17 protein-coding genes are annotated in these 16,600 nt (G+C 65.2%); 7 read left to right on the top strand and 10 right to left on the bottom strand.

The features are described from left to right. The 3 genes from flgA to flgN form a co-directional block, all read left to right on the top strand. Positions 1 to 579, top strand: a 579-nt coding sequence (gene flgA / locus ABGV18_RS01965; RefSeq protein ID WP_396584575.1) for a flagellar basal body P-ring formation chaperone FlgA, incomplete at its 5' end; no start/stop codon positions are given. Between the two features lie 183 nt (positions 580 to 762). After that, positions 763 to 1,080, top strand: coding sequence for a flagellar biosynthesis anti-sigma factor FlgM (gene flgM / locus ABGV18_RS01960; RefSeq protein ID WP_396581046.1), 318 nt, complete (start codon positions 763 to 765; stop codon positions 1,078 to 1,080). Between the two features lie 159 nt (positions 1,081 to 1,239). After that, complete coding sequence (flgN, locus tag ABGV18_RS01955) at positions 1,240 to 1,737, top strand: flagellar export chaperone FlgN (RefSeq protein ID WP_396584574.1); 498 nt, start codon at positions 1,240 to 1,242, stop codon at positions 1,735 to 1,737. A gap of 4 nt (positions 1,738 to 1,741) precedes the next feature. Here the strand turns inward: flgN and rsmD are convergent, their stop codons facing one another. Beyond that, positions 1,742 to 2,347, bottom strand: coding sequence for a 16S rRNA (guanine(966)-N(2))-methyltransferase RsmD (rsmD, locus tag ABGV18_RS01950; RefSeq protein WP_396584573.1), 606 nt, complete (start codon positions 2,345 to 2,347; stop codon positions 1,742 to 1,744). Between the two features lie 175 nt (positions 2,348 to 2,522). On the opposite strand from rsmD, the gene ftsY reads away from it, so the two are divergent. From ftsY to rpoH, 4 genes are all read left to right on the top strand, one after another. After that, the gene (ftsY, locus tag ABGV18_RS01945; protein WP_396584572.1) at positions 2,523 to 3,767 is read left to right on the top strand and encodes a signal recognition particle-docking protein FtsY; all 1,245 of its coding nucleotides are present in this window, start codon (positions 2,523 to 2,525) and stop codon (positions 3,765 to 3,767) included. Positions 3,768 to 4,004: 237 nt separating this feature from the next. After that, positions 4,005 to 4,676 (top strand): ATP-binding cassette domain-containing protein, encoded by a 672-nt coding sequence (locus ABGV18_RS01940; RefSeq protein ID WP_396584571.1) that lies wholly within the window; start codon positions 4,005 to 4,007, stop codon positions 4,674 to 4,676. Next, positions 4,673 to 5,635 carry a permease-like cell division protein FtsX gene (locus ABGV18_RS01935; RefSeq protein ID WP_396584570.1) on the top strand — a complete coding sequence of 321 codons (963 nt, stop codon included), beginning with the start codon at positions 4,673 to 4,675 and terminating at the stop codon, positions 5,633 to 5,635. Before ABGV18_RS01940 ends, ABGV18_RS01935 begins: the two co-directional genes overlap by 4 nt. A 159-nt stretch (positions 5,636 to 5,794) precedes the next feature. Next, positions 5,795 to 6,679 (top strand): RNA polymerase sigma factor RpoH, encoded by an 885-nt coding sequence (rpoH, locus tag ABGV18_RS01930; protein ID WP_396584569.1) that lies wholly within the window; start codon positions 5,795 to 5,797, stop codon positions 6,677 to 6,679. Between the two features lie 257 nt (positions 6,680 to 6,936). On the opposite strand, the gene ccoS is transcribed toward rpoH, so the two are convergent. From ccoS to ABGV18_RS01885, 9 genes are all read right to left on the bottom strand, one after another. Beyond that, positions 6,937 to 7,191, bottom strand: a complete 255-nt coding sequence (gene ccoS / locus ABGV18_RS01925) for a cbb3-type cytochrome oxidase assembly protein CcoS (protein WP_396584568.1) — start codon at positions 7,189 to 7,191, stop codon at positions 6,937 to 6,939. Positions 7,192 to 7,324: 133 nt separating this feature from the next. Beyond that, a complete protein-coding gene (htpX, locus tag ABGV18_RS01920) occupies positions 7,325 to 8,239 on the bottom strand; it encodes a protease HtpX (RefSeq protein WP_396584567.1) in 915 nt (304 codons plus the stop codon). A gap of 296 nt (positions 8,240 to 8,535) precedes the next feature. Further along, positions 8,536 to 10,770, bottom strand: coding sequence for a DNA topoisomerase IV subunit A (gene parC, locus ABGV18_RS01915; RefSeq protein WP_396584566.1), 2,235 nt, complete (start codon positions 10,768 to 10,770; stop codon positions 8,536 to 8,538). Between the two features lie 65 nt (positions 10,771 to 10,835). Beyond that, entirely contained in the window at positions 10,836 to 11,933 is a 1,098-nt protein-coding gene (lptG, locus tag ABGV18_RS01910) for an LPS export ABC transporter permease LptG (protein WP_396584565.1), read from the bottom strand. Continuing rightward, complete coding sequence (lptF, locus tag ABGV18_RS01905) at positions 11,920 to 13,011, bottom strand: LPS export ABC transporter permease LptF (protein ID WP_396581056.1); 1,092 nt, start codon at positions 13,009 to 13,011, stop codon at positions 11,920 to 11,922. The genes lptG and lptF overlap by 14 nt, the downstream gene beginning before the upstream one ends. Before the next feature lie 4 nt (positions 13,012 to 13,015). Continuing rightward, on the bottom strand, positions 13,016 to 14,464 hold the full coding sequence (gene trhP / locus ABGV18_RS01900; protein ID WP_396584564.1) for a prephenate-dependent tRNA uridine(34) hydroxylase TrhP: 1,449 nt from the start codon (positions 14,462 to 14,464) through the stop codon (positions 13,016 to 13,018). Positions 14,465 to 14,586: 122 nt separating this feature from the next. Then, the gene (locus ABGV18_RS01895) at positions 14,587 to 15,204 is read right to left on the bottom strand and encodes a pyridoxamine 5'-phosphate oxidase family protein (protein ID WP_396584563.1); all 618 of its coding nucleotides are present in this window, start codon (positions 15,202 to 15,204) and stop codon (positions 14,587 to 14,589) included. 62 nt (positions 15,205 to 15,266) lie between these two features. Further along, on the bottom strand, positions 15,267 to 15,818 hold the full coding sequence (locus tag ABGV18_RS01890; protein ID WP_396584562.1) for a DsrE family protein: 552 nt from the start codon (positions 15,816 to 15,818) through the stop codon (positions 15,267 to 15,269). A 210-nt stretch (positions 15,819 to 16,028) separates the two neighbouring features. Next, positions 16,029 to 16,448: a hypothetical protein gene (locus ABGV18_RS01885; protein ID WP_396584561.1), complete on the bottom strand. Its 420-nt coding sequence runs from the start codon at positions 16,446 to 16,448 to the stop codon at positions 16,029 to 16,031. Positions 16,449 to 16,600 lie beyond the last annotated feature (152 nt).

The following is a 16,600-nucleotide window of genomic DNA, read 5'->3' as shown; positions in this document are numbered from 1 at the left end:
GAGGGCGGCAACGGTCAGGTCACCCTGCGAGCCGGGCGTCTCGACCCGAGGCTGCGCCTGGGTGTGTGCGACCAGGCACTGGAAATCAACGAGGGGCGCCCGCTCAATCTCAATCGCGGGCACCAGACGGTAAAGGTCAGTTGCCACGGCAACTCGCCCTGGCGCATCTACGTTCCGGTCGAACTCACCCGGCGCCAGCAGGCGGTGGTCGCCGCCCGACCACTGGCTGCCGGTAACGTGCTCAGCCTCGAGGATCTCGATGTGGCAACCGTGGATGCCAACCGCGCCCGACGCCAGTACTACACCGATCCCGCGGAACTTGTCGGCATGAGGGCGACCCAACCGCTACAGTCGGGTCAATTGGTGACCGCGCATAACCTGGGCATCAACGCCGTGGTCGAGCGGGGCGATTTCGTCTCCATCCAGGTCGGCCATGGCGGGTTCGTGGTGGGCTCGACCGGCGAGGCGCAGGCGCGCGCGGGCGTGGGCCAGCGAGTCAAGGTGAAAAACACCGGCTCGGGCATGGTGATCGAAACGGTCGTCATCGACAGTCGCACCGTCGAGGCGATCGGCCACTAAACCGACGACACAAAATCGACGATGATGGCCCGCTTTCAAAAGTATTTAAGTCGGCGCTAAAGTTTTTCGCCAACCGGCCGATGTTCAAGGGCGACAAGACATTTTGAGTTAACCTAGACGCCTGCCAGCCGGGCCCGTGCCAAGGCGCGGACACATTGTCCGAGACAGGAAGGATCAAGCACCATGGCAAACGAAATCAACGGCTTTGGCCCGCGCAATCTGGGCCCGAATGCGTCGCTGGACTCATCCCGCAACCGGGCCGAGTCCAAGGGCGCGAGCCAGCAAGCAACCGGCAACGCGACGACGGGCATCAAGGAGGATGACGCCGTGACTCTCTCCAGTGGGGCTTCCCAGCTCCAGGAAATGGGCCAGGCGTTGGCCGAATCCGCCCCCTTCGATCAGGGCAAGGTCGATCGCATCAAGGACCTGATCAGTCAAGGCGAGTACCAGGTCGATTCCGGTCGCATCGCCGAGAAGCTGCGCCAATTCGAGACGCTGTAATCGCCTAGGCGATCAGGGCGTCGGCTGAACCCGGCACAAGACACCCCGGCGGGATGACCCGAACCGGGGTGCTTCTATTGGGCGCGGACAATTCGTATGCTCACGCTGACTCCACGGCATCCATGAACATCAGGCAGGAACGCCAAGCAGGCTCTCAAAATGACCCAATTCGATACCCGCGCGCCCGCCGATAGAAACACCTCGTCCACCGACTGGCTGGCCGACATGCTCAAGCCGGCCCGGGCCCTGCTTGACGACCACCAGGCACTCGACGCCCTGCTGCGACGTCAGGAAACCCCGTCACTCGACGAGTTCGACCAGGTCTTTGCCCAGATCCGTGACCACAATCAGGCACTGGCCGAGGCCGAGCAGGCTCGACTGGAGTGGTTGGCGGCCGCAGGCGAGACCGACACGCAAACGGCACTGGAACGCGAGGACGCGTCGGCCCGCGCCACCTGGGAAGAACTGAAGGACATCGCCCGCCGCTTCCGTGACCTCTCGGAGGCCAACCTGATGGCGCTGCGGCGCATCGATCATTTCCTCGGTGAACGGATCGACTTCCTGATCCAGCGCGACGAGCCGGCCGGCTCGCTCTACACCGCCGGCGGCACCGAGCGCAACGCCGGCAATCGTGGCCGAACGCTGGGCGACGCCTGAGAGATCAAGCCTCTCGCTCGAGCAATAGCGAGCGGCTCTCACCCGCCCGCGTTTCGCGGCTCACGACAAACCCATCCGGAAGCCTCAGGGACTCGAGCGCCGCCCCCTCGACAAACACCCGCGCATCCTCGGCCAGCCAGGACGCGTCAGCCAGGGCATCCAGTGCCCCCTGCAGCAAATCCGGCTGACGGAACGGCGGGTCGAGAAAGACCAGATCGATCGGCCCGTCCAGCGTTTCGGGCACCGAAGCCAACCAATGCCGGGCATTCATGGCCCACACCGAGAATCGTTCCGGCGAGGCATCGAGGCGGGCCAGGTTCTCTTCCAGTGCCCCGGCCACCCGCGCCGATCGCTCGACGAATCCCACCCAGGCCGCCCCTCGTGAAAGTGCCTCGATGCCCAGCACGCCGCTGCCGGCAAACAGGTCGAGCACGCGCCATCCCGGCACGCTCTGCCCCAACCAGTTGAACAGCGTCTCGCGCACGCGGTCGGGTGTGGGGCGCAAGTCACGCGCCGATGGAAAGCGCAGGCGCCGGGACCGCCATTCCCCGCCGATAACGCGCACCTGCTCGCCGCGCGCCGGACCTCGCCCCTTGGGGGTACTGGGCATGAAGACTCTCCTTGCCGATCACTGATGGATGATGGGCCGAAGCCCTTTGGCCGCTGCCGGTGGCCCGTGACCGGGGCCGCCGAGCAATGGCTGCATGATAAACTCCGTTGGCGCCACGCGGGGCACCGCTGCGCCCTGCCAATCATCGGCCGCGAACCCAGGTACCATCGATTCCATGTTCGGATTTCTCAAACGCAAGAAGCGCAAGAACGAAGCCGCCGAGGTCCAAGACGAAGCCTCCCAGGAGAGCACCGCGGCCACCAAGGCCGGTGACGCCACCCCTGCCCCGGCCGAACCGACTGCCGACACCAACCTGTCGGCCCCGCCCGCACCTGAGCCGCCGCCCGAAATGGCCCGACCGGCCAAGCCCGCCGTGGCCGACGAAGAACCGGCTGCCGAGCCAGAACCGAATGGTGACAGCCTGCGTCAGGAATCCGTCGCCCAGCCGGCACCCCCCAGCAAAGCGCCCGCCGTGGCGACCTCCAAGCCGGAGCAATCCGGCTCGCTGTTCAGTCGACTGGCCAAGACCCGGTCGGGGCTGACCGAGGGGCTGGGCGATCTGTTCCTCGGCAAGAAACAGATCGACGATGATCTGATCGAGGAACTGGAAACGCGGTTGATCATGGCCGACGTGGGTCAGGCGACGACGGCAGCCCTGATCGCCGAGTTGACCGACGAGGTCAGCCGCAAGCACGTCAACGATCCCGAGCACCTGTTCGAAACCCTCCACCGCCTGATGGTCGAGCGCCTTGAGGCGGCTCAGCCAGCCGAGCCACCGGCACGCCGGCAACCGGGGCGGCCACACGTGATGGTGGTCTGCGGCATCAACGGCGGCGGCAAGACCACCAGCATCGGCAAACTCGCGCATCGCTTCAAGGCCGAGGGTCGTGACGTGACACTGGCCGCTGCGGACACCTTCCGCGCCGCCGCGGTCGAGCAACTGATCAGTTGGGGCGAGCGCAATAATGTGCGCGTGATCGGCGAGCCGGGCCGCGGCGATCCCGCCTCGGTCGCCTTCGACGCCGTGAGCTCGGCCAAGGCGCGCAGCAGCGACCTGTTGATCGTCGACACCGCCGGGCGGTTGCACACACAATCGGGCCTCATGGACGAACTCGGCAAGCTGATCCGCGTGATCTCCAAGGCCGAACCCGAGGCCCCCGACGAGGTGCTGCTGGTGATTGATGCGAGCATCGGTCAGAACGCACTGGTGCAGGCCCGGCAGTTCAACCAGGCCGTGAAGCTCACCGGCCTGATCGTCACCAAGCTCGACGGCACGGCTAAGGGCGGCATCGTGTTCGCGATCGCCGACGAACTCGGCCTGCCGATTCATTTCATCGGCGTGGGCGAGAAGGCCGAGGACCTGCGCCCATTCGAGCCGCGCGCCTTCGTCGATGCCCTGCTCGACCGTCAACCGGACTGAGGCACGGGCGCCTCCAAAACCGTCATGAGCAAGTTCGAGTGCCAGTTCAGAGTGCAAGGAGCCGCGCAGTGAGCGACGAGACATATCAAATTGATAGGCGGATGCAGGCCATCCGTGGCCTGCCTGCTTCGCACGCGCCCCGCACGCCCCGCTTTGCTCCCCGCAAAGCGGTAGGAGCGAACGAGCACGCGACGCCGCAATCGAACGGCGCAATAGGTTTTCGAGGTGCCCGCTGTAATGATTGAGTTCGCCAATGTATCCCGCCGCTACGCCAACGGACAATTCGGCCTGCAGGACATCAACTTCCGTCTGCCCGCCGGTCGAATGGCGTTTCTTACCGGCCATTCCGGGGCCGGCAAGTCGACACTGCTGCGCCTGATACCGGCGCTCGACCGCCCCACCTCGGGCAAGGTGCTGATCGGCGGCTACGATCTCAACAAGATGGGACGGCACCAGTACCCAAAGCTGCGCCGGCAGATCGGCGTGGTGTTCCAGGACCATCACCTGCTGACCGACCGGCCCGTGTACGACAACGTCGCCCTGCCACTGCAGGTCTCCGGCTATTTGCCCGGTGACGTCCGGCGGCGCGTCGATGCCGCGCTCGACAAGGTCGGGCTGCTGGGCCGGCAACGCGCCCGGATCGAGGAGCTCTCCGGCGGCGAGCAACAGCGGGTCAACATCGCCCGGGCGCTGGTCAACCGGCCACGCATTCTCTTGGCCGACGAACCCACCGGTAACCTCGACCCCGAGCTGTCACGCGACATCTTCGACCGCTTCTTCGAATTTCACGCCGTCGGCGTGACCGTGCTGATCGCCAGTCACGACATCGAGCTGCTCAAGCAATACCCCGTGCCGCGTATCGCCCTCAACGAAGGGCGCATCAGCGCCTTCGAGGAGGCCGAATCATGAGCGGGCCGACAACCAGCGACGCTCGCGGCAACAGCGAGAAAAGCCGCCGCCCACTCGCGGCCTGGCGGCGCCATCATCGCCAGTGCCTGCGCGGCGCCTTTGCGCGACTGATCCGCCGCCCGGTCGGCGCCTGGGCAACCATCCTGGTACTGGGCGTGGTGCTCAGCCTGCCGGCCCTGGTGATGACCCTTGGCCACCAGGTCGAGCGACTGGGCGCCATCTGGATGAGCGATGCCGCCCGCATGGACATCTACCTCGCCACCGATACCGACGAGGACGCACGCGGGACGCTACGCGACTGGCTCGACCGACAGGCCACCGTGGCCGAGCAGCGCGTCATCCCGCCCGCGGAGGGTCTGGCGGCACTGACCGAACGACTGCACATCGATGGCATGGACGCACTCGAGTCCAATCCGTTGCCCTGGGTGATCGAACTGACCTTGAGCGACGCGCGCACCGACACCCGCCTGGCCTTGGCCGAGGGGCTTCGCGCGCAGCCGGCCGTGGCCGAGTTTTCCTCCGGGGACGACTGGATCCAGCGCCTTGAGCAGATCCGCGCGTTCTTCGATGAATTGGGCTGGTGGCTCCTGGTCCTGCTGGGCCTGACCGTGGTGTTCGTCGTCAGCAACACCCTACGACTGGAACTGCACGAGCGACGCCGCGAGATCGCCCTGATCGCGCTGATCGGTGGCACAGAACGCTACATGCTGCGCCCCCTGCTCTACGACGGCACGCTGAGTGGCCTGCTCGGCGGGGTGGTGGCCAGTGGGCTGGTCGGCGTCGCCCTTTCGGTCACCTCCGGCCCGATCGAGAAGTTCGCCGCCTCCTACGGCGCGGCCATCTCACCCCAGATCGATCCCGCGCTGGTCCTGCTCCTGATGACCGCCGGCGCCCTACTCGGCTGGCTGTCGGCCCAGGTGATCGGCCGTTTCTATATCGGTCGCCTGAGCACGCCATGATTTTTTTCGATCGGTGCATTAACCTGTTTAGCCTAGACGTCGTCCAAGGGAACTTGGTCCGCGCTTAGCACTCTCATTCCGCGAGTGCTAAAATAAGAGGCTACGACACGATTGGGATACTTGCAGCGAGGCGAGCGAATGCAGACAGCAGGCAACCAGATGACAGATAGCAAATCACGGGCTCTCCCCCCGTCCGCCGGCATGACCATGCCGGTGATCGGCGATTCGTTATCGCAGTACCTCAACGAGGTGCGCCGTCTGCCCGTCATCTCCGTCGAAGAAGAACAGGCGCTGGGCCATCGACTGAAGGAAACCGGTGACATCGAGGCGGCCCAAAAGCTCGTGCTCGGTCACCTGCGTTTCGTCGTGCACATCGCTCGCGGTTACCGGGGCTACGGCCTGCCGTTGGCCGACCTGATCCAGGAAGGCAACATCGGCCTGATGAAGGCGGTCAAGCGCTTCGACCCGGAGCAGAAGGTCCGCCTGGTGACCTTCGCCGTGCACTGGATCCGCGCCGAGATCCACGAGTACATCCTCAAGAACTGGCGGATCGTCAAGGTGGCCACCACCAAGGCGCAGCGCAAGCTGTTCTTCAAGATGCGCCAGATGAAGAACTCAATCGGCTGGCTGAGCAAGTCGGAAGCCGAGGCGATGGCTGAAGAGCTCGACGTGCCCGAGCGCGAGGTAATGACGATGGAGGCCCGGCTTTACGGGCGCGACATGGGCCTCGACACCCCGGCATACGATGGCTCGGAAGATGGCGACGGCCCGTCCTACGAGCAGGTCATGGTCGATCAGGACGCGCTCTCGGTCGAAGACATCGCCTCGCAGCGCGATGACAATGATCGGGTCGACGCGATGACCGCCGCGCTCTCGACGCTCGACGACCGCAGCCGGGACATCCTCTCCCGTCGCTGGCTGGACGAGCCCAAGGCGACCTTGCAGACGCTGGCCGACGAGTACGGCGTCTCGGCCGAGCGTATTCGGCAGATCGAGACCGCCGCGCTCAAGAAGCTGCGCACGGCCCTGCCCCAGCCGGCCTGACCCTCAGTCTGGCCTGGTCGGAAACAAAAAAGCCACCGCAAGGTGGCTTTTTTCGTTGCTGATCCGGCGCGTTGTCGCGCAGACGATCAGCCCAAGAAGATGACGCTCAGGAAGCTCAGCCAGGAGAACGCGATTAGGCCGATGATGAACGTGAAGGCGAAGTTGTCGAAGCTGAAGAATTCTTTCATGTCAGGTTCCTCTCGTTGATGGCCGTATCGTAAACCAGCTTTTGGCGGATGTCACTAGTCACGTCAGGGTTATTCCCTGCCTGACCGGGACGGTTTGGCCGAATTCTCGTGATCCGCCTGACCATCCCTCCGAGGCTCGGTGCGCTCCGCTTCCTCCGACGACTGGTTGGTCGGAATCTTCGGGTCGTCATCGTCCATGAGAATGCGATGTGCCGGGCCTTCCAGGTCCTCGTACTGGTTGTTCCGGATCGCCCAGAACGCAGCCCAGACCAGACCGGCAACCACCAACATGCTCAGCGGTACGAACAGAAACAGGACTTCCATCACGTTGCTCCATCGGGGTGTCGTTACGGGGCGCCTATCTCGGCTGCCAAACGACAAGAAGGCCCGCGCGTGGCGGGCCTTCGATTGTCACCCGCCGTCAGCGGGGTTTCAAATCGCGATCACGGGTTGGTGATCAGGCGACCTGCGCGCGACCGCTGGCCGCGCGCAGGGCCGCGATCCGCTCGTCGAGCGGCGGATGCGACATGAACAGCCGACCAAACTTGCCGCCACGGCCGAAGATGCCGAAGGCCTGCATCTGCGCCGGCATGTCCGACGGGCGATCGTAGTTAAGCTTCAGGCGCTCGAGCGCGGCGATCATCTTGTCGCGGCCGGCCAGACGAGCCCCGGCGTCGTCGGCACGGAACTCGCGCTGACGCGAGAACCACATCACGATGGTGCTCGCCAGGATGCCGAAGATGATCTCGGCGACGATGGTGGTGACGAAAAAGCCGATGCCCGGCCCCTCTTCGTTCTTGAGGATCATGCGATCAACGAAGAAGCCGACGATGCGGGCGAAGAAGATCACGAAGGTGTTCACCACCCCCTGGATCAGGGCCAGGGTGATCATGTCGCCGTTGGCGATGTGACCGACCTCGTGACCCAGCACGGCCTCGGCCTCGTCGCGGGTCATGCTGGAGAGCAGCCCCGTGGAGACGGCCACCAGCGCCTTGTTGCGGCTTGCGCCGGTGGCAAAGGCGTTGATCTCAGGCGAATCGTAGATGGCCACCTCGGGCATGCCGATCCCTGCCTCGCGGGCCTGGCGCTGGACGGTCTCGACCAGCCAGCGCTCGCCCTCGGAGCTCGGCTTTTCGATCACCTTCGCGCCGACGCTCTTCTTGGCGAGCCACTTGGACATCAACAGGGAGATCAGCGAACCGCCGAAACCGAACACCGCGGCCAGCACCAGCGTGGACGTCAGGTTGATGGTACCCGCCTGGTAATCCATCGTCCGGCCGAGGCCAAAGACGCTGGAAATCACGAACCAGACGATCATCAGCACGACGATCACGGCCAGGTTAGTCAGCAGGAACAAGCCGATGCGTTTCATCTCTACCTCAGGTATGAGTGGTTGGTCGTCTACAGGTGGATCCAGCGCTCACGCGCCGGCACCGAGCGCCATGACGGCGCGCGTTGAAGCCTAACCCAATCTGGGGTGCCGTGGTGGGTTTTTCAAGCGCCTTTCGCAACGCCGAGCTACTGGTTAGGCAATCTCTGCAGGCATCAATCGTGTGGCTGCCAAGAGGCACACCAGAGGCGATGCCGATTCATGCCCGCGCCGCACCCGCGGTCGGGCGTCAGCTCGATGGGATCAACGCAACCGGCCAGCGGTTCCTGCTCGACCAGTCAACCGTTCGCCGTGGCGGCCGCCATGGCGTCGACGCGGGTCAGCCCCCGCGGCAGGCTGCGCCCCCGGGCGGCGCGCTTGCCGCGATACAGCGCCAGATCGGCCGGCTTGATGGTCATACTGCGCGCCCCGGCGGTCACGCGCAGACCGTCGTCCTCGCCCAGGGCGGCCACGGCGACGATCTCGGCACCCGTCTTCAGTGACACGAGCTTGTTGCCCTTGCCCTTGGCCAGCACCGGCAGTTCGTCGGCATCCACGACGAGCACATGCCCGTCACTAGTCGCCACCGCGAGATAAGCAAAGGCCTTGCTCGGCAGCACCGGCTGCCCGGGGACGGCGCCCTTGGGCAGGGAGAAGACCTTCTTGCCCGCTCGCTGGCGCCCCACCAGATCACCCAGCGAGGTGACGAAACCGAACCCAGCGGGCGACCAGAGGACCACCTGCTGCTCGGGCTCGCCCATCGCCACCGCGGTGAAATGCGCCCCGGACGGCGGCGTGACTCGCCCGGTCACTGGCTCACCCTGTCCTCGCGCCGAAGGCAAGGTGTGGGTGGCCAACGTATAGGCGCGACCGGTGTCGTCAAAGACCACCGTCGGCTGGGTCGAGCGCCCAGCGATGTGCGCCTGGTAGCCATCGCCCGACTTGTACGACAACGATTCGGGGTCCACGTCATGGCCCTTGGCCGCCCGAATCCAGCCGTTATGGCTCAGGACCACGGTCACCGGCTCGGCGGTCATCAGGCGGGTCTCGTCGAGCGGCTGGGCCGATTCGCGCGTGACCAGCCGCGAGCGGCGCACATCGCCGTATTCCTTCGCATCATGGACCAGCTCGTCGCGCATCAGACCGCGCAGCGCCTGCTCGTCGGCCAGCAACGTGCGGATGCCCTCGGCTTCCTCGGCCAGCTCGGCCTGCTCCTTCTTGACCGCGATCTCCTCGATCTTGGCCAGTTGCCGCAGGCGGATCTCGAGAATCGAGTTGGCCTGCAGTTCGGTCAGCTCGAAGCGAGCGATCAGCTCGGCCTTGGGATCCTCGGCCTCGCGGATGATCGCGATCACCTCGTCGATATTGAGGAAGGCGATCAACAGGCCGACGAGGATCTCCAGGCGCCGCTCGATCTTGGCCAGCCGCCATTCGAGCCGACGACGCAGCGTCGTCTGGCGGAAGGCGAGCCACTCGGTCAGCATCTCGCGGAGATTGAGCACGCGCGGCCGACCGTCGGCGGTGATCACGTTCATGTTGATCCGGTAGCTCTTCTCCAGATCGGTGGTCGCGAACAGGTGCGCCATCAGCGCCTCGACGTCGACCTGCCGGCTGCGCGGCACGATCACCAGCCGTGTCGGCGACTCGTGATCCGACTCGTCACGCAAGTCGGTGACCAGCGGCAGTTTCTTGGCATGCATCTGCCCGGCGATCTGCTCGAGGATCTTGCTACCCGAGACCTGGAATGGCAGCGCGGTGACCACGATCTGCCCGGATTCCATCTCGTAGCGGGCGCGCTGGCGCACGTTACCGGTACCCGTCTCGTACATCTTGCGGATGTCCTCGGACGGCGTGATGATCTCGCCCTCGGTGGGGAAGTCCGGTCCCTTCACGTGCTTGCACAGCGCCGCGACGTCGGCCTCGGGATGCTTGATTAGCGCCACGCAGGCGTTGACCACTTCCCTGAGGTTGTGCGGCGGGATGTCGGTGGACAGGCCCACGGCAATACCGGTCGAGCCGTTCAGGAGCACGTTGGGCAGGCGCGCGGGCAACAGCGACGGTTCGGTGAGCGTGCCGTCGAAGTTGTCGACCCAGTCGACCGTGCCCTGGTCGGCCTCGGCCAGCAGGGTCTGGGCGTAGCGGGTCAGGCGCGACTCGGTGTAGCGCATCGCGGCGAACGACTTGGGATCGTCCGGTGAGCCGAAATTGCCCTGCCCGTCGATCAGCGGGTAACGATACGAGAACGGCTGGGCCATCAGCACCATGGCCTCGTAGCAGGCCGAGTCCCCATGCGGGTGGTACTTGCCGAGCACGTCGCCCACGGTGCGCGCGGATTTCTTGTGCTTGGCAAGCGCCGAGAGCCCCAGCTCGCTCATGGCGTAGACGATGCGCCGCTGCACCGGCTTCAAGCCATCGGCCACGTGCGGCAGCGCCCGGTCGAGAATGACGTACATGGCGTAGTTGAGATACGCCTTTTCCGTGAAGGCGCCGATCGACTGGCGCTCGAATTCGTTGCTGCTCTGATCTTCGAACATGCGAGTCCCTTGTGTGCCTCGTAAAGTCGTCGTGCCTCGTAGGCCTCTCGCGGATCGCCCGCCCGTCAGTCGGTCGCCCGGCGGGCGCGAGGGGTGGCCCGATACAATGCCAGCACCCCGGCAATCGAAAACAGGGCCGGCGGCAAAGTCGTGCTCAAAATAGGTGAAATATCGTAGGCCGGCGCCAACGCCGAGACGATCTGGGTCAGCGTCATGTAGGCCACGCCCAGCAGAATGGCGATGAACAGCCAGCGGCCCGCCGAGCCGCCCCGCTGGGCGACGAACACGAACGGCAGGGTCACCAGCAGCATCGCCAGCACCGAGATCGGCTGCACCACGCGTGACCACATCGCCGTGGCATACACCGAGGCATCCAACTGGTTGCGCTCGAGATAGGCGACATACTCGGACAGTTGCATGATGTTCATGTAGCGCGGGTTGAGCGCGGCGATCTCGAGCACCTCGCGGTCGACCAGGCGCATCTCGTCCTCATCCCGTTGCTCGACGCTCACCGGTTTGGCGGGATCGTCGACCGACAGTCGCGTGTCGACCACGTTCTCCAGCCGCCAGCGGTCATCGCCCAGGCTTTCGCCACGCGTGGCCTCAAGCACCCGCTGCGGTCGGCCATCCTCCCCCAGCTCGAACACCCGCAGGCCCAGCAAGTGACCGTCCACCAGCGCACGCTCGACGTTCACGATCCGATCGCCTTCACGCAACCAGAAACCGCTGGCAAGATCCGTACTCACCTGCTTTTCCGTGGCCGCCGCCCGCATTTCGCTGGCCGCCGCCTGCCCCCAGGCACCGATGGTCTCGCCCATCACCGTACCCAAGGCGGCCAGAATGATCCCCGCAATCAAGACCGGGCGGGCCAGGCGCAACAGCGACATGCCGGTCGCCCGCATGACCGTCAACTCGGAATGGGCCGCCAGCGCCCCGAGGCTCAGCAGCCCACCGACCAGCACCGTCACCGGAAAGAGCTCGTAGAGATAGCCCGGCATGCTCATCACCACGAACCGCAACGCATGGAAGGTGGTGTAGCCCGGGCCGATCTTGCTGAACTCGTCGATCATGCCGAAGACGAGGATCAGCACGCCGAAGGCCGCCGAGGCCCCCAGCCCGCCGATCACGACACTACGAATCAGGTAACGATCAAGCGTATTCACGGCGTCCCTTCCACAGGCTGCGCAATCGTCCCCAGCCACCACGCGCCGACCAGAACAGCGCGCCCCACAGCAACAGGAAACCGCCGTGCGCCAGGGCAACGGCCCCGACCAACCCATAATGGCTGGCCTCGATACCATCGGAGGCCAGCGGCACGACATTGAAATACAGGGCGTAGAGCAGGAACGCCCAGAACAGGCGCCCGTAACGCCCGCTGCGCGGCGGCGCCTGCGCCAGCGGGATCGCGATCAGCACCAGCACCAGGGCGATGATGCCCTGCGAGAGGCGTTCGAACAGCTCGGCATGATCGTTCGGGTTGCCGGAAGCCCACAACGATCCTGATGAGCGCACGCTCGCCTCGCCGCCCTCCATCTCGGACTGCCCCGGCAGGCGCATCAGGTGGCGTTCGTAGTCGAGCCGGTTCCAGTCGGCCGTGCCGACGGTCCCGCCGATGCGCCGACCGTCCTCGAGGGCGATATAGCGCTGGCCGTCCTCCTCGACCATCACGCCCGTCGGCGCGCTCTCGACCGCGATCGATCCATCCTCGGCCCGGTCGAACAGGAAGATACGCTGGTAGCCGCCGTTTTCGGACGAGCCCACGTAGGCGACCAGCCGGCCCTCGTTGGCCTCGATGAACCGCCCGACCGGCACCTGCTGACCGATGTAGTCCGACTGCGCGCCCTCGACCATGCGATCACGCGCCTCCTGGGCCATCGGCCAGCCGAACAGCGCGATCCAGCCAGCCAGCAGCGCCAGCGGGATGCCGACGGGCAGCAACGCCCCCGTGATCCGCCACAGGCCGAAGCCGCTCGAGCGCATGATGGTCTGCTCGCTGTCGCGATTGAGCCGCCCGAGCGCGAACATCAGGCCGATGAACGTCGCCACCGGGATGACGTACATCAGCATCTTGACCAGGTTGAAGCCCAGCAGGTTCGGCACCAGGGCGGCCGGCAGGGTGCCCTCGGCGGCCAGCGACAACGCGCGGGCCAACAGGTTGGTGGCCATGATCAGCATCAGCACGGTGGTCACCGCGCCGATGGAGATAAGCGCCTCGCGACGCAGGTAACCGCCGAGTCGCACGCCGTCAACCGGCCAGGTTGCGGGCAATCAGCCCGTAGCGCAGCCGATCGCCGAAGCCTTGTGCCCCGTCGGGCAGGCGCAGGCGCACTTGCCAACCACTGCCGGGCGCCTCGTCGAGCGGCTTGCCCTCCAGCGTCTGCATCTCGACGAGCTGCTCGGCCCGGTTACCGTCCGGCAGCAGGAAGGTGATCTCGTCGCCCACCTTGATCTTGTTCTTGATCTCAACCTGCGCCCAGTCGCCATCGACTTCGCTGATCTCACCGACGAACTGCTGCTGACGGCTCTTGGAGACGCCCTCGATGTAGTTCTGGTATTCCTGCGTGTGGTGGCGCTTGTAGAAACCATCGGTGTAGCCGCGATTGGCGAGGTTGTCGAGATCGGCGATCAACTCCTCGTTGAACGGTCGGCCGGCCATGGCGTCGTCGATCGCCTGACGGTAGACCTGCGCGGTACGGGCGACGTAGTAGTGCGACTTGGTGCGCCCCTCGATCTTGAGACAGTCGACGCCGATGTCGACCAGGGCCTGGATGTGCTCGACGGCCCGCAGGTCGCGCGAATTGAGGATGTAGGTGCCGTGCTCGTCCTCCTCGATCGGCATCTGCTCGCCGGGGCGGTTCTTCTCCTCGAGCAGATAGACCTGATCGGCCAGCGGGTGGCGCTCCTGGTCACCCATCGCCCCGTCCGTCATCGGGTTGGCGGCATTGAGCGCATCCAGCGAGATGGGCTGCTCCTGGGGCTTCTCCTGGGGCTTCTCGTCCTTCTCTTTGGCCGGTTCCGGGCGCACCACGCCCGAGATGTCCTCGCTGGCCCCCTGCGGGGTGTATTCCCAGCGGCAGGCGTTGGTGCAGGTGCCCTGGTTCGGGTCGCGGTGGTTGAAGTAGCCCGAGAGCAGGCAGCGCCCCGAATAGGCGATGCACAGCGCGCCGTGGACGAACACCTCGAGCTCCATGTCCGGGCATTTCTCCCGGATCTCGCGGATCTCGTCGAGCGACAATTCGCGCGAGAGGATCACGCGGGTCACACCGATCGATCCCCAGAACTTCACCGTGGCCCAGTTGACCGTGTTGGCCTGTACCGACAGGTGGATGGGCATCTCGGGGAAGGCCTCGCGCACCATCATGATCAGGCCGGGGTCGGCCATGATGAAGGCATCGGGCTTCATCGCGACGATGGGTTCCATGTCACGGATGAAGGTCTTCAACTTGCTGTTATGCGGCGAGAGGTTGACCGTGACGAAGAACTGCTTACCGGCGGCGTGCGCCTCCTCGATGCCGATGCGCAGGTTGTCCTCGAGAAAGTCGTTGTTGCGAGTGCGCAGGCTGTAGCGCGGCAAACCGGCGTAAACGGCATCCGCGCCGTAGGCGAAGGCGTAGCGCATCGACTTGATCGTCCCGGCCGGGGAAAGCAGCTCGGGCGCCTTTCGGGTGGCGCCGGAGGGGGAAGCCTGGGTCATGAAGGGGCTCCGAGATTGCGGAAATTCGTGTGTGGCGCGCGATTCTAACAGGTTGATGAACAAGGCCCGTCTACGCGTCATGTCCTGGCGCGACCGGTCAGACCCGTCACATGGCGAGTTGTTCAGTAGAGCGTGCGGGCCTGGCGTTCGTCGAGCCCGGCGTCGTAGGCGTCGCCATCGATACTCGACTCGGGCACGCCGGCGAGCATCTCGCCGGCCGTCGGGGTGCCTTGCGCCAGCTCCCGGCTGTCCGGATCCCACAGGCGAGCCCGCAGCAACGCCCGCGCGCACTGGAAGAACACGGTCTCGATCTCGACCACGATCACGCATTGCGGCGGCTTGCCCTTCATGGCAGCCCGTTCCATCAAGGCCGGGTCGGTGGTGATCCGGGCCCGGCCATTGACCCGTAAGGTCTCGCTCTTGCCGGGCACCAGGAACAGCAATCCGACGCGTGGATCGTCGATCAGGTTGCGCAGGCTGTCGATGCGGTTGTTGCCACGTCGCTCGGGCAGCGCCAGATGCCGATCATCGAGTATTTGCACGAACCCCGCCGGATCGCCGCGCGGGGAGCAGTCAAGACCGTCCGGCCCCTCGCTCGCCATCACGTAGAACGGCGAGGCCTCGATCAAGCGGCGGTAGACCGGCACGAGGCGGTCGACCTCCTTCTTGATCGCCGCCTCGCCGGGCGTATCGAACAGGGACTCGAGCTGGTCGAGCGACTGGATCTGGTGCGGGTCCAAACGGCTGTCCTCGGGACGATTGATGTGCCCCAAGGATACGGCATAACACCCGACTCAGACCGTCAACGCATCGACTCGATCGATTGGGTCCTCAGGAACACCTCGGGCTTGATCACCGCGTAGCCCTGCTGCTGGTAATGGACCAAGTCGGTGAACGCCGAGGGCACCAGGGTAATGAAGTCCTGGAAATCCTCGCGGTCGTAGCCGTAATCCTCGGCCGCCAGACCGCAGACGTGGAAGTCCACTCCCAGATTGGCGTAATAGCGCATCCGGGCGACCGCATTCTCGTACTTCGCCTCGTTCTTCTTCGCCACCGTGACGATCTCGGTACCGTGGATAACGACCACGATATCCATGTCCATGATCGGGTCCATGTTGTACGGACTGGCCTGCAGCGGATTGATCAGGGAACGCACCCAGTACATGGCGGCGTCGATCTTGGCCGGATCGTCCAGGTAGAAGTCGTAAACCACCCGGGGCGGCTCGTAGTCGGGCGTGACAACCTTCGCCTGCGCCCAGACGGCCGACGAACCCAGTGCCGCAAAAGCCAGGACCAACCACATCAGGAGAGCCGGCATCGCGAGATGCCAAGCGGGGAGGATCGTGCGTTTCATGACGGTCACCTCTCGTCGTGCCGGACCACGCGTTCGAGATGCCGACATGGCACCAGCGAGCAGAGGAAGGTCCGGATGTCCCCAGACAGACGCTGCGCGATTCGATGGGATATCTCCTCGCACACGCAGCGCCTCCCTACGTTCAAGCGTAGGCCATCATTCGCGCCACGTTGACAGGAAAACAGCGCCTTGCGATTCGTTTGTGCGCTTTCAGTCCTCGCGACGCGCGCAGACCGGGGTGTCGTTGGGATGCTCGGCCGCTCGCACCACCCGGTCGACAAACTCGCCCACTTCATCCGGGCTAAGGGCCGATAGCATCCGGCTCATGATCGATGGGGCGATCGGGGCAAAGCTCGACTGGCCGTTCTCCAGCGTCACCCACACCCCCGCAGAGATAGTCGCCTCCGCCCGGCCGTCGCGAAACAGCTCGGCCTCGGCCGCCTGCGTTTCCTCCTCGTACCATTCCTCGATCCGGTCGGTCAGCGCATCCGGAATGTCGTCGGGAATCGAGATGGTGGTGGCCTCCTCGGCCATCGGGTCGCGCGCCACGCTCACCGCCAGCCCCTCGGCCTCGAGCCGCTTGACGAACCCCGCGCCGCGATCCGGCGTCAGAAACGTGAAATCGTACATGCCACCTCCCGCAGCTTGGTGATCCCGATCGATCCAGCCCCGGCCGCATGGACGGGCCGATGGGACAGAACGTGTCGGGTTGCTATCCTAAGGAAGGTCTGCACGAATAGCCAACGCCTCTGCGGGTCGCCAGGCGTCCAGATGCAAGGCGC

This window comes from Guyparkeria halopsychrophila (assembly GCF_044582135.1).
Taxonomy (GTDB): domain Bacteria; phylum Pseudomonadota; class Gammaproteobacteria; order Halothiobacillales; family Halothiobacillaceae; genus Guyparkeria.
This window is presented reverse-complemented; position numbering and strand designations above follow the sequence as displayed.

Excerpts from the sequence above, each read along its gene's own strand:
- ftsY (WP_396584572.1), top strand. The coding sequence starts at position 2,523 with ATGTTCGGATTTCTCAAACGCAAGAAGCGCAAGAACGAAGCCGCCGAG.
- ccoS (WP_396584568.1), bottom strand. The coding sequence starts at position 7,191 with ATGGAAGTCCTGTTTCTGTTCGTACCGCTGAGCATGTTGGTGGTTGCC.
- ABGV18_RS01885 (WP_396584561.1), bottom strand. The coding sequence starts at position 16,448 with ATGTACGATTTCACGTTTCTGACGCCGGATCGCGGCGCGGGGTTCGTC.
- trhP (WP_396584564.1), bottom strand. The coding sequence starts at position 14,464 with ATGACCCAGGCTTCCCCCTCCGGCGCCACCCGAAAGGCGCCCGAGCTG.
- flgM (WP_396581046.1), top strand. The coding sequence starts at position 763 with ATGGCAAACGAAATCAACGGCTTTGGCCCGCGCAATCTGGGCCCGAAT.
- flgN (WP_396584574.1), top strand. The coding sequence starts at position 1,240 with ATGACCCAATTCGATACCCGCGCGCCCGCCGATAGAAACACCTCGTCC.
- ABGV18_RS01935 (WP_396584570.1), top strand. The coding sequence starts at position 4,673 with ATGAGCGGGCCGACAACCAGCGACGCTCGCGGCAACAGCGAGAAAAGC.
- rsmD (WP_396584573.1), bottom strand. The coding sequence starts at position 2,347 with ATGCCCAGTACCCCCAAGGGGCGAGGTCCGGCGCGCGGCGAGCAGGTG.
- parC (WP_396584566.1), bottom strand. The coding sequence starts at position 10,770 with ATGTTCGAAGATCAGAGCAGCAACGAATTCGAGCGCCAGTCGATCGGC.
- ABGV18_RS01940 (WP_396584571.1), top strand. The coding sequence starts at position 4,005 with ATGATTGAGTTCGCCAATGTATCCCGCCGCTACGCCAACGGACAATTC.
- ABGV18_RS01890 (WP_396584562.1), bottom strand. The coding sequence starts at position 15,818 with ATGAAACGCACGATCCTCCCCGCTTGGCATCTCGCGATGCCGGCTCTC.
- rpoH (WP_396584569.1), top strand. The coding sequence starts at position 5,795 with ATGACAGATAGCAAATCACGGGCTCTCCCCCCGTCCGCCGGCATGACC.
- htpX (WP_396584567.1), bottom strand. The coding sequence starts at position 8,239 with ATGAAACGCATCGGCTTGTTCCTGCTGACTAACCTGGCCGTGATCGTC.